13 protein-coding genes are annotated in these 12723 nt (G+C 32.3%); 3 read left to right on the forward strand and 10 right to left on the reverse strand.

All coding sequences use genetic code 11. The features are described from left to right. Positions 1-793: 793 nt before the first annotated feature. A complete protein-coding gene (locus RR554_RS07800; protein ID WP_332467753.1) occupies positions 794-1693 on the forward strand; it encodes a metallophosphoesterase in 900 nt (299 codons plus the stop codon). Between the two features lie 359 nt (positions 1694-2052). Here the strand turns inward: RR554_RS07800 and RR554_RS07805 are convergent, their stop codons facing one another. The 6 genes from RR554_RS07805 to RR554_RS07830 all read right to left on the reverse strand — a co-directional run bounded on the left by RR554_RS07805 (position 2053) and on the right by RR554_RS07830 (position 6088). Further along, positions 2053-2289, reverse strand: coding sequence for a hypothetical protein (locus RR554_RS07805; RefSeq protein ID WP_332467754.1), 237 nt, complete (start codon positions 2287-2289; stop codon positions 2053-2055). 15 nt (positions 2290-2304) lie between these two features. After that, the gene (locus RR554_RS07810) at positions 2305-2511 is read right to left on the reverse strand and encodes a hypothetical protein (RefSeq protein ID WP_332463685.1); all 207 of its coding nucleotides are present in this window, start codon (positions 2509-2511) and stop codon (positions 2305-2307) included. 1 nt (position 2512) lies between these two features. Continuing rightward, positions 2513-3103: a TetR/AcrR family transcriptional regulator gene (locus RR554_RS07815; protein WP_332463684.1), complete on the reverse strand. Its 591-nt coding sequence runs from the start codon at positions 3101-3103 to the stop codon at positions 2513-2515. A 121-nt stretch (positions 3104-3224) separates the two neighbouring features. Further along, positions 3225-4406, reverse strand: a complete 1182-nt coding sequence (locus tag RR554_RS07820) for a GNAT family N-acetyltransferase (RefSeq protein ID WP_332463683.1) — start codon at positions 4404-4406, stop codon at positions 3225-3227. 52 nt (positions 4407-4458) lie between these two features. After that, a complete protein-coding gene (locus RR554_RS07825) occupies positions 4459-5643 on the reverse strand; it encodes a GNAT family N-acetyltransferase (protein WP_332467755.1) in 1185 nt (394 codons plus the stop codon). 10 nt (positions 5644-5653) lie between these two features. Next, the gene (locus RR554_RS07830) at positions 5654-6088 is read right to left on the reverse strand and encodes a NusG domain II-containing protein (RefSeq protein WP_332463681.1); all 435 of its coding nucleotides are present in this window, start codon (positions 6086-6088) and stop codon (positions 5654-5656) included. 184 nt (positions 6089-6272) lie between these two features. Between RR554_RS07830 and trhO the strand changes: the two genes are divergently transcribed. Both trhO and RR554_RS07840 read left to right on the forward strand, forming a co-directional pair. Beyond that, the gene (gene trhO / locus RR554_RS07835) at positions 6273-7238 is read left to right on the forward strand and encodes an oxygen-dependent tRNA uridine(34) hydroxylase TrhO (RefSeq protein ID WP_332463680.1); all 966 of its coding nucleotides are present in this window, start codon (positions 6273-6275) and stop codon (positions 7236-7238) included. A 156-nt stretch (positions 7239-7394) separates the two neighbouring features. Next, entirely contained in the window at positions 7395-8558 is a 1164-nt protein-coding gene (locus RR554_RS07840; protein ID WP_332467756.1) for a cation:proton antiporter, read from the forward strand. Here the strand turns inward: RR554_RS07840 and RR554_RS07845 are convergent. The 4 genes from RR554_RS07845 to RR554_RS07860 are packed head-to-tail and all read right to left on the reverse strand — an operon-like array spanning position 8555 to position 12717. Beyond that, positions 8555-9943 (reverse strand): MFS transporter, encoded by a 1389-nt coding sequence (locus tag RR554_RS07845; protein ID WP_332467757.1) that lies wholly within the window; start codon positions 9941-9943, stop codon positions 8555-8557. The genes RR554_RS07840 and RR554_RS07845 overlap by 4 nt on opposite strands. A 16-nt stretch (positions 9944-9959) precedes the next feature. Further along, positions 9960-10721, reverse strand: coding sequence for an ABC transporter ATP-binding protein (locus tag RR554_RS07850; RefSeq protein ID WP_332463677.1), 762 nt, complete (start codon positions 10719-10721; stop codon positions 9960-9962). Beyond that, positions 10718-11743, reverse strand: a complete 1026-nt coding sequence (locus RR554_RS07855; RefSeq protein WP_332463676.1) for a FecCD family ABC transporter permease — start codon at positions 11741-11743, stop codon at positions 10718-10720. The genes RR554_RS07850 and RR554_RS07855 overlap by 4 nt, the downstream gene beginning before the upstream one ends. A gap of 5 nt (positions 11744-11748) precedes the next feature. Next, positions 11749-12717 carry an ABC transporter substrate-binding protein gene (locus RR554_RS07860; RefSeq protein WP_332467758.1) on the reverse strand — a complete coding sequence of 323 codons (969 nt, stop codon included), beginning with the start codon at positions 12715-12717 and terminating at the stop codon, positions 11749-11751. Positions 12718-12723: the final 6 nt, after the last annotated feature.

The following is a 12723-nucleotide window of genomic DNA, read 5'->3' on the forward strand; positions in this document are numbered from 1 at the left end:
AATTTTATCATAGTTTATACACATTTCTTCAGTAGTATATAAGCATACCAACAAAACAAACCCTAACAAACTTTTTCATTTATTTACTCCTCCAAAGTAAATAAACAACTCCTTTTTTCGACTAGTCATGTGACTAGTCGTTTTTTTATTAAAAAGGAAAGAGGTAGTTGATACCTTACGCTAATATTGTAAAAAAATGTTTAACATGATTAGTCTTCTGGGGGAGACTAATTTTTTTCCTTAACAATAAAAAGTTAGCCGCTATATACGAAAAGTTAAAAATACTCGTGATTTGTTGTGTTTGTGTTGTGATATGTTTTTATTTTTTTTTGAGTATTTTTTCACTTTTTGATAACAACTTTTTATTATCTCGACACTAATAGTTACAATAAAGACGTGATATGGGTTGCTCAAGTATAGTTAATAATCACTACTTGTCGCTACTCACCTATTCCAAGTTATGATTAAAACTATCCTTGCTTTTTTTAGCATCTTAACTACCTCTCTGACATTAATACTTTATAATCATCAAAAGGTTACAACCTTTTTTACTATTTCTTAAAAAAAATTCTTATTTTTCTACTTTTTTATCATACTTTTTACACATTTATTCGCTATTATATAGACATACCAACAAAACAAACCCTAACAAACTTTTTCATTTATTTACTCCTCCAAAGTAAATAAACAACTCCTTTTTTCGACTAGTCATATGGCTAGTCGTTTTTTTGTTTTAGGCAGATAATTTTCTGTCTATATAAAAGATAAGCTATACTATTTAAGAGGTGAGAAAATGGGAAAATTAGCAATTATGAGCGACTTACATGTTGATATTAATAAACTAGAGAAACAAGAATTAAATCAACTTATTACTGTTTTGAAAAGACATCATATTACTCACCTACACCTTGCTGGAGATACAGCCAATACCGTTGAACGATTACTAGCAACCACGCACTTCATTGAGCAATCTGGCATATCTGTCACTTTTAATTTTGGCAATCACGAGTTGGCTAGTATAAAAAATAGTCACGAGATGGAAGAGTATCCTGAGCCACATTTTTTAAATACTACTTTTATTGATTTAAACGATCAACTTGTTTTACTTGGCGTCAATGGCTGGTACGATTATAGTTTTGCTTTAGAAAAAGACCAATCAAAAATCATTGCTGCTAAAAATCTCTATTGGTACGATCGAGTCATTGAACGAAACGCAAGTGATCCTGAGATACTTTTTCAGATTTTAAACAGACTCTCACTAGCTTTGGATACATTAAAAAAGGAAAAGAAAAAAGTTATTATTGCTACTCACTTTGTTCCCAAACAAGAATTTATTCGTTATTTTACAGGAGAGTATGAAAGATGGAATCAGATTAATGCTTTTCTTGGCTCTACAGCTACCGGAGAACTTTTCGATTCGTATGACAATATTCAACAAGTTATTTTCGGGCATACTCACCGTAGATTTGAGAACAAAAAAATGAATCAAATTACCTATTCCGCTCGACCTTTAGGTTACTTTTATGAGTGGTACTTAACTAAGAATTTTATGTTAGAAAATAACTTAATGACCTCATTCAATCCTTATAAAGTCAGACGTCTTTTAAGAAATCACCAAGAGTCTTTTAATAGCTATCGTCTTGCTCATTTGGAAGAGGAATTCACTCAAGCTCTAACGATTATTGCGTATTAAAAAAAGAAACCTATCAAAAACAGATACGTTTCTTTTATTTTTATTCAAGAGATCCTTAACACAATCTCTTTTATCTTAAAAACAGAGAAGTAATGGCTATTTACTTCATTTTTATCTTTGGGGAGATAGTTGTTTCACTAGTATAAAAAAAGAAAAAGGATATAGATAAAAGAACTTGTTGCTTAATGTATTTGTGTTGTGATATGTTTTTATTTTTTGGGGGTTCTTTTTACCATATTTTTTACTATTCTCTTATAACTAATGGCTCGTTGTCATTTCAATAAAGAATTATCAGCTAAAAAATAGTTTTGATAACTATCCTTTAACGTCCAATCTACCTCTTCTGTTTCTAATTCATTTTATACAAATTTTTTCTTTTCTATATGAGCTATACTTGCCCCAATACTAGCAACGACACCCACACCAGTCAGCACTTTGGAAGACATTAATAATCCTATCGATAAACACGTCACAGCAGTCACCGTGTTAGTCATTTCATTAAATTCTAGTAGTTCTTTAGAAATAGTTTGTAAGGTCATATTTACCCCTATTCTTTTATTGACTTTATCAATTGTTCTGTTAATACTTTGAATCATTTTCCCCACTCCTTTTTAGTTAGTAAAAAAATAAATCAAAGGATTAACTAATAATAAACATCCAATTAATCCCAACCACTTACTGCGACGATCTCTCTTTGCTAACAACACCAAACTACTAATAATAAAAATAGCTGCAGCGACACTCATAACTATGTAAATATTTATGATAAAAGCACTAAGAATGTCTATTCTAAACTCAAACAGTCTTTGAATCATCATCTTAATCCTCCTCTTTAAATAGATCATATAATGTATGGTCTAATAAAAAATTAAAGGTATTTTCAGTCCCCCTAAGCGTATCCCTATCTACTAATGATAGAAATAAGATGGAGTGAATAATATCAATAACTTCTTCCTCAGGTAAAAGCAGTACAAGTTTTGATTGACTGATTGCCTTTTCAAATATGTCATAACTTTTTTGCATCAGTTTTTCAACTTTATTTTTGGGGAGTTTTGCTAAAAACAGATCATACTCAGGGCTATTCATATCATAAAGATTTGGATACGTTTGATACTCATGAAATAACCATTGCAAGCCCTTTTTAAATCCTTCAATTTTGTTTTCATCTTTTTCAATATAACTAGACCAAGTCACTAATAGATTATCTTGAACGTTGTCTAACACATCGACAAATAAATCTTCTTTTCTTTTATAGACTAAGTAAAAAGCTCCAGAAGAGATCCCCACCGCTTTTGTTAATAAAGGAATATTAGTTTGCTTATAGCCTCTAACTCGCCAACTTTCCTCACAAGTTTTTTGAAGTTTACTTTTAATCTCTTTGATATCTTCATCAGAAAATCGCTTAGACATTGCCAGCTTCCTTTCTTTTCTTTATGAATATAAAATATCATACATTCATGAATAATTCAACAAATATATTCATATAAAATAAATAAAAAATGCTACCTCAATTGATAGCATTCTTTATTTACTAAAAATGATCATATAAATAGGGTATGTTCGGCTCAATCAAGGTTGATAATACATCATCTGTTCCCGTAAATTCAAGAAATTCTCCCCAAATAGCATCTTTCACTGTGTGTTTTCCTAAGAAAACTTGTGTCCATCTCTGAATAGTACCTCTGTAATCAGCCTTATCCCTTTCTACTTTTTCACACGTTGCTTGACCATTCTTTATTTCTAACTGAAAGATACCGTTATTCCAATCACAATTAGTATCCTCAATTTCTATAAATAGCGTCTTTTTTTGAGCTATTTTTTTAAACTTAAATTTTGTAATAAATCGCTCAAAATCAAGAATACGAGCCATCATATCTGTTTGTTTTTTACGTCTAATAGACATCGTTTCTGTAAATAACTCTGAAACCATTTTCACATCAATATTTTTAGCAACAAACATTGGAAAACTTCCACTATGAGAAGCAACAAATGTCATCAACTTTCTTAAAGCAAACATACTTGTATAAGCCAATTCATTAATCTTAAACTCAGTAAAACCAATCAAACTGTAATTAATGTACCCACATGCTTGATTATTCTCATCATAAGCTATCGCCAGTCTTTTTCCTTCAAAATACTTAAATTCAAAATCCCACCAATAATCCTCTCGCAATAAACTACCGTTGTGAGTTCCTAATGTTTTTCGGTAAATTTCTTTTACTATTTTTTGATCTTCTTCATTTTCCCAAAAAGCACGTTTTGTATAACCTTTTTTCTCTTGTTTCACTTGCTGAATAACATGTGTTGGGATATAAGTTTCTTCCACATCAAAAACAACTTCGTAGCCAAACTTTCGGTAAAAAGGTTGTGAAAAAGGAGCCAAGTAAGAAAGTTCTGTGCCTCTTTCATACAAATCATTGAAAGCAAATTCAAACAAACGACTAATGCTCCCAGTTCCCCTTGCCTCTGGATAGCTAGCTACATCAACAATCCCTGCCATTGTCATTACTTGACCATTAACACTCACTTCATAAGGATGATTGATGACTTGGCTTGTTACGTTGCCACCAATTTCTTCAACATAGTTATCGATGTACTTGCCCTTGATTAAGAATTCTTCTTTTTGCACGTCCGTATGATTTGCATTAAAAGCATAACTTGCCAATCTACGTGTTTTATCAATATCTTGACGCTCTGATACTTTTCTTATCATTTCCTCACTCCTAATATTAAATATTCAACTCAAAAATTTGGTCCAATAGTCTTTAGAAATAGTCATAAAGATGGGGCGTATTTAGTTTGAAAGATGTTAAAAAGTCTGTTTTTTCACTGGTTGAATGAATCTGTTCCATCCAAATTGCTTGCTCTAGCGTTTGTTTTCCTAAAAAGACTTGTGTCCATCTTTGAATTGTTCCACTAAAATCAACTAAGTCATTTGTTTCTATTTTTTCACATGTTGCTCTGCCTTGATTTATTGTTAATTTAAATACTCCATTATTCCATGAACAATTAGTATCTTCTACCCTTAAAAAGACTATTTTCTCTAAAAGAGACTCCTTAAAACTAAATGCTTCAATAAATTCTTTAAAATTCACAATTCTCGCCATCATATGACTATGTGTTTTTCTAGTAATAGCTTTCGTATCTGGAAATAAAGCTATTATTCTGCTATCTGTTATATTGGTCGATACAAATTCAGAGAAACTACCACTATGAGATGATACAAATGTCATTAATTTCTTTAAACCAAAAAGGGTTGTAAAACTCATCTCATAGATCATAAATTCAGCCGTTCCAATCAAGCCATAAATAAGATAGCCACAAGCTTGATTGTTCTCATCATAAGCAATAGCTAATTTTCTTCCTTCATTAAAATTTAAAGTAAAATCCCACCAAAAATCTTCTCTTACTAAACTACCATTATGAGTTTCTAGCGTTTCTTTATATAATTTTTTAATTGTCTCTTGAGCTAGTTTGTCCTGCCATAAAACACGCTCAATTCTTCCAGATTTCTCAGGTTTTATTTGTCTCATAATCTCTGCTGGAATTCTTGTCTCCTCATAATCAAACACATTTTCATAGCCAAACTTACGATAAAAAGGTTGAGAAAATGGAGCTAAGTAGGAGACTTCTGTTTTGTTTTCGTGTAAATCATTAAAAATAGTTTCAAATAATAAGCGAATACTACCCGTTCCACGCGCTTCTGGATAAGTTGCCACATCTCCAATTCCTGCCATTTTCATTACCCGATGATTAATCGTTACCTGAAACGGAAGACTAACCATTTGGCTTATTACTTGACCATCTACTTCATCAACATAATTGTTAACGCATTCATTTCGCTTTAAATAAATTTCTCTTGTCTCATTACTGTGAGATAAATTAAATGCGTAACTACCTAGTTCATGAATTTGCTCTAGGTAGTTACGTTTTGTTACTTTTCTTATCATTCTCTTACTCCTAATAGGTAATAATCATATCATCGTCTTCTTCTTTTTCATCAGATGATTTCCCTGACACTATTTCAATTACTAATTTATGAGGTAAACAAATACTCGTCTGACCAGGTTTACTAATCCAACTTGTACGAACAGCAATTTGATCTGGGCTGTTGTCTTCTTTCACTCGGATTTTAGTTCCTTCCATCTCAACAATATTATATTTATCTTTACCTGGATAATAGGTTTTTTCTTTATGCTTTGTTTCTTCATTTAAAACAAATCGATCGACTTCCTCACCATCAATCGAGATAATTGCAATATTTCCTTCTTTTGCCGAATTTTCTTTGTGATTCATTGAAAAAACAACTAAAGGAACAAAAGATAAAACAACAAGACTCGCGATTACTACACCATCCATAAATCGCCATTGTTTCTTTAATTCTTTCCATATCATACTATTGTACTCCTTATTATAGCCATCACTTCTTACTCTAAGTAACATATCCGAAAAAAAAGGACACGTCAATACTTTAATTACTTAATAATATACCTTAAATTTGTGAATAAAGCACTTAAGTTGCTATTTTATTCAGGTCTAAATTATAATAGTTTGGTACAAACTAGAGGAGGAATTGGCGTTGTCAAAATATCAAGTTTTATTATATTATTTATATGTCCCATTAGAAAATCCAGAAGAATTTGCGAAAGAACACTTGGACTTTTGTAAATCAATTAATCTAAAAGGACGCGTGTTAGTAGCGAATGAAGGAATTAATGGTACTTTATCTGGGTTAACTGAAGATACTGAAAAATACATCGCCCATATGCATGCAGACGAACGATTCAAAGATACTTTCTTTAAAATCGATCCAGCTGATGAACAAGCATTCAAAAAAATGTTCGTTCGACCTCGTCCAGAACTCGTTTCCTTATCTCTTGAAGATGATATTAATCCACTTGAATTAACTGGAGACTATCTTTCTCCAAAAGAGTTTAAAGAAGCTATTCTTGATGAAGATACCGTTGTTATAGATGCTCGTAATGACTACGAATACGACTTAGGACACTTTAAAGGAGCCGTTCGTCCTGATATTCGCTCATTCAGAGAACTACCCCAATGGATTAGAGATAACAAAGAACAGTTTATGGACAAACGAGTCGTTACTTATTGTACTGGAGGAATTCGCTGTGAAAAATTCTCCGGTTGGTTAGTTCGTGAAGGGTTCAAAGACGTTGGGCAACTTCATGGTGGGATTGCCACTTATGGCCGTGATCCGGAAGTTCAGGGCGAGTTATGGGATGGAACAATGTACGTCTTTGATGAACGTATCAGCGTACCTATTAACCATGTGAATCCTGTCATCGTTGGACGTGATTGGTTTGATGGTACTCCTTCAGAACGATACGTTAACTGCGCTAACCCAGAATGTAATCGACAAATACTATGTTCTGAAGAAAACGAACACAAGCATGTTCGAGGCTGTTCTCATGAATGCCGTGTCCATGAGCGCAACCGTTACATTGTTGAAAATAATATGACACAACAAGAGTGGCAAAATCGCATTGAAGCTCTTGGAGAAACTTTCGATATTAAAGTAAACTAGTAAAATATTTGATAAAATAAAAAAAATGTGTCAAAATAAGAGATATAATAATTCAAGGTTGGGCGTATGCTTCAAGGTGATTTCTTTCAGGGCGGGAAGAATTGCCTTGGCATGCGTCTTTTTTTGGAATTTTTTTAAGGAGTGATTCATTTGTTAATGGAATTATTAACATCATTGATTTTAATTATTATTGGAACAAAGCTTGCTGGACATCTCTGCTCTCGAATCGGCATTCCAGCTGTAATTGGTGAACTTTTAACTGGTGTCATTTTAGGACCTGCCCTACTTGGCCTTGTTATGCACACTGAAATTATTTCTATTTTTGCTGAAGTTGGTGTTATATTATTAATGTTTTTAGCAGGATTAGAAAGTGATTTAGACAAGCTTAAAAAGTATTTAACACCTTCTGTCTTAGTTGCTTTATTTGGTATTTTAATGCCCATGTTTTTCTTAAGTGGCGCAGCTCACTTGTTTGATATCTCATGGAAAGAAGCACTATTTATTGGTGTTATCTTTAGTGCCACGTCTGTTAGTATCTCTGTTCAAGTGTTAAAAGAATACAAACGTCTCGATACCGCTGAAGGATCAGTTACTCTAGGTGCAGCGGTAGTAGATGATATTGCTGTTGTTTTAATTGTTAGCTTGTTCAGTGCCTTTTTAAACATGGATGAGGGTTCATCTAGCATGGGAGTTGGTTTCATTTGGGATTTACTTGGTACAAAAATCTTATTTTTCTTAGGACTTTTCGTTTTTGCCAAATTTATTCTTAAACCTCTTTTAGCATCGGTAAAAAAAATTGTTGCTGTTGAAGTTGAAACGGCTTTTGCTCTTGTTCTTTGTTTTGCTTTTGCTATCCTTTCAGAAAAAGTGGGGATGAGTGATGTTATTGGTGCTTTCTTTATCGGATTACTTATGTCAAAACAAGAAGGAAAACACGACATAGAGCATAATGTCTCTGTTATCAGCTACTCTTTATTTATTCCAGTGTTCTTTGTCTCAATCGGTCTTGATATTGAATTATCAGCCTTTAAAGAATATGCTGTTTTAATCATCGTCTTTACTCTTTTAGCAACATTAACTAAATTAATCGGAGGCTATCTAGGAGGTCGAATTACTAAACTTGACCGCAGCCAATCTCTTATCATTGGTGCAGGAATGGTTTCTCGAGGTGAAATGGCGCTAATTATTGTTAAGATGGGAGAAAACATTGGCTTAGTCAGTGAAGCTCATTACTCAGCCATCGTCGTGGCTATCATTTTAACAACTCTTTTCTCACCTCTACTTATTAAATATGCAATCGAAAAAGGAACTCCTGCTTAATACGCAGAGTTCCTTTTTCTATGAAATAATGAATAAAAGCAAATAGCTGTTAACAATAGACAAATAATAACCCCAATCAAAGCCAATTGGAACGCGTTTAAATAACTATGAGTATTATACTCAACTCGCTTAAAAAAACCTCCAATAAACGCTACACCAATAATATTGGAAAAATACATCATCATATTGATAATCGATGACGCTAATGCACTAAAATCAGATGAAACTTTCATCAAAATAATGCCAATCAAAGGTGTTGTTGTTATTCCTAAAAAAATACCGTACAAACAAAGAAGCAATAAATTAAATGGCGCATACAGATCTGGTTGCAAAATCAGCGTGATCATTAACAAAAGAATACTGACTATCATTCCAACCGTTCCAATCATTAATAATCGATTACCAAGTCGTTTCAACCATTTTGAAGAAGTGATTGACGCAACTGTAAAACCAATTCCTAAGGGTAAGAAAATAAAGCCTGTTTCATATACCGTTTTACTCAAGCCTAATTGTGCATAATATGTTATTAAAAAGAAAAACCCAAACATACTCATGTACACACTAAAAACACTCATAATTCCTTTAAAAAAATCAACTTCCTTAAACACCAAAAAATCAACTAACACATTTTTTTGATCCTGTTTTCTTTTTTGTTCCGTTTGCCAAAAAATAAGTAATATAACTAAACCAATCACAATAAAAACACTAGATTCCACACCTGAAAAATAAATAATATGATAGACCAAAACGAAACTGCCGAGCATTAAAAGAAAACTGCCTGGAATATCTAGAGATGAAGTTGTCATAGGAACTTTTCTAGGTATCAAATAATTCAAACACAAAATGATTAAACAAATAGGAATATTAAAATAAAAAATATTACGCCAACCAAGGCCAAAAAAATTCCATTCCATAATCAAACCACCTAAAAGTAAACCAAAGGTAAATCCTAAACCAATCACCATTCCATAAACAGAAAAAATAATCGGCTGTTTTTCCTTTGAAAAACCCTCCCTCATCAATACCATCACTTGAGGTTGAATCAATGCACCAGAAACACCTTGTCCAATTCTTACCATGATTAATAAATTAGCACTTGTTGTGCTTCCACCAATGATCGATAAGATTAAAAATAACAGCACACCACCAAGCAATACTTTTTTTTGACCTAAGCGATTACCAAGAAAACTACTAATAATTAAACACGTTGCAAGACCTAACGAGTAGCCTGTCAAAATAAATTGAGCATCGTTAAAAGGAACTCCCAATGTGTGTTGTATTTCTGGAAGTGCTACTTGGAGCATATAGGTATTTAACGAAATCATCAAATTCGGCAAAAAAATAATACTTAGTCTTAACCATTCGCCTTTGGTTAACTTATTCATGTAACTTCCTTCTTTCTTAAAGAATCACAATATGTTTCTTTTTAGATTCTGGACTAGTAACTAATGCCACATCTATGTTGAATACTTCTTTGATTGTATCCTCTGTCATAACATCACTTGTTTTCCCGTGATATTTAACTGTTCCGCTCTTTAACATATAAATTTCATCACAAAACTCATAGGCCAAGTTCAGGTCATGTAAAACACTTAAAGTCGTGATATTTAAGTCTTTAATTAATCTTAAAAGTAATTTTTGTTGATAGACATCCAGATGATTGGTAGGCTCGTCCAAAATCAATAATTCTGGTGTTTGAGCCAGAGCACGTGCTAATAACACCCGCTGTTTTTCCCCTCCTGATAATGTTGAGAATAAAGCTTGTTTTTTATCATTTAATTGAAGTAAATTCATAACACTCTCAATATACTGAACATCTTCTGAAGACTGGTTTAACTTCCCTTCATTAAAGGGATACCGTCCCATTTCAACAATTTCTCTAACCGTAAAATCAAATGGGAAATAATTTACTTGATGCATCATAGCCATTTTTTGTGCTAATTCTTTTTTAGAGTATTCTTTAATATTTTTCTCCAAAAAATGAATATCACCTGTGGCTTCTTCATATAAATTTGCCAGACATTTCAATAATGTTGTTTTTCCACAACCGTTCATACCGATAATACCGACTGACTTTTTATTTGCTACATCAAGATTAATACTATCAACAATTTTTCTTCCATCTTTTGTTTGAAACGTTATATTCTTAGCTTCTAATATCATGCTGAGACCCTCTCTTTGTATTTATCCATAATAATCATAAAGAATAAAGGAGCGCCAATTAATGACGTGACAACACCTATTGGTAGCTCACTATTTTTAACTAACGTTCTTGCTAAACAATCTGCCCAAACTAATAAAATGCTACCTAAAAGTAATGAGACTAAAATCACCAATTGATGTCTATTGCCCACTAATTTTCTTGCTAAGTGAGGGACAATTAAGCCTACAAAACCAATAACACCTGTTTGAGAAACTAAAATGGACGTTAAAAATGCAGATGCCAACATCATTTTTTTTTGATATTTTTTACTATCAATACCTAACGATTTAGCTTGCTCATTTCCTAAAAGAAGTAAGTCTAAAACATACGCCTTTTTAAAAAAATAGGTAACAGATATAAGCAATGTTATCCCCATTAATATTAATTGAGTACCTCCAATTCCCACTAAACTTCCCATTGTCCAATATGTCGCACTTTTAACATATTCAGAATTTGGTGCTTGATATATAAATAAGGAAGTTAACGCCTGACACACAGAATTTATGACAACACCAATTAATATCAAAATAATTAATTGACTTTGAAAAATACGAGCTAATCTCAAAATTAAACATGTCGTCATAATCCCTCCAATAAACGCACTTAGAGCGATAACTAAAGAGAAGTGACTCATAATGACTGTTGGTAATATTACAATGGCAAACGTCGCGCCTGCCGTGGCTCCTGATGAAACACCCAGTATGTACGGATCAGCTAAAGGATTTTGAATACACGCTTGCATCACTAAACCCGCAACTGCTAGTCCTGCTCCTGTAATTAAAGCAGCAATAATTCTTGGCAGCCTTAATTTTAGTAATAAATAAATTTCTGTTTGCTCAAAAGTGCCATTTTTTAAACTTTCAAAGCTTTCAATCCACTGAATCTCAGTCAATTTTATCTGACCTATGAGAGGTGCTAAACAAATACTAAGTAGAAATAAACCAAATAAAATAAGAAGAGTTCGATAATACGGTTTCCTCATGTTACTCATTTCTCCTTAGTATTTTCTACAAGAAAATGATTAATTTCTTGATAAAGATTGCTGATATTTTCATTTCCACGAATTGCATCATCATAGTTTACTTCTAATAATTTATTTTGCTTAATAGCTGTAACATTTTTTAAAGAGGAATCCTCTAGCCATTTCATGCCTGATTCGTCAGAAGCACTTTTCATGAATGTTGTAAAAATAATTCTATCTGGATTAATTTTCATCAGACTTTCATGAGATAACGTTAAAACTTGGTCACCTAAATCAAGATAATTACCACCTAGATCACAAACAACATCATCAACTAAACTATATTCATCTGGATAATAGTAATAATTTCCACGACCATCACTTGCAATAAACATCACTTTATCCGCACTAATCTCTTGTTGATTTTTTGTTAATTTTTCAATATTCCTCTTTTGTTCTTTAATAAAATTAGTCGTTGTTTTTTCTATATTAAATATGTCGCCAAGTTCTTTTATTTCCGAAAAATAGTTGGCTGGGCTAATACCATTTTTATAATTAGACGTTGTTCCAATAGCAATATGTTGGTCATTCCAAAAAGAAAAATCACCTAATCTGTCCTTTTGAAAAGCCGTTGATATACCATAAATCAAATCTGGTTTTAGCGTAACTACCGACTCTTTTGATGGCCATTCTTTAGCCAAAATAGGAATATCTTTTATTTTTTTATTATCATTAGACTCCAAATAAGCAACACTTTCAATTCTTTCTTCCAAGCCAAAATAAATTAATCTCTCAGCATTTTTTTCACCAATAACTAATACTTTCTCTGGTGATTTTGAAACATGTTGTGTTACTTTTTCACCTTCTAAAGTTAACGTATTAAAGTTGTATCCTTTATCTACACTTTTATTATTTGCCTCAGATTGCGTGTGGCAACCAGAAAAGACAAAACATGATACAATAAGAAAGACATTAATGACTATTTTTTTTAACATTAAAAT

It is taken from the genome of Vagococcus sp., from assembly GCF_036639995.1.
In the GTDB taxonomy this organism is placed as follows: Bacteria; Bacillota; Bacilli; order Lactobacillales; family Vagococcaceae; genus Vagococcus.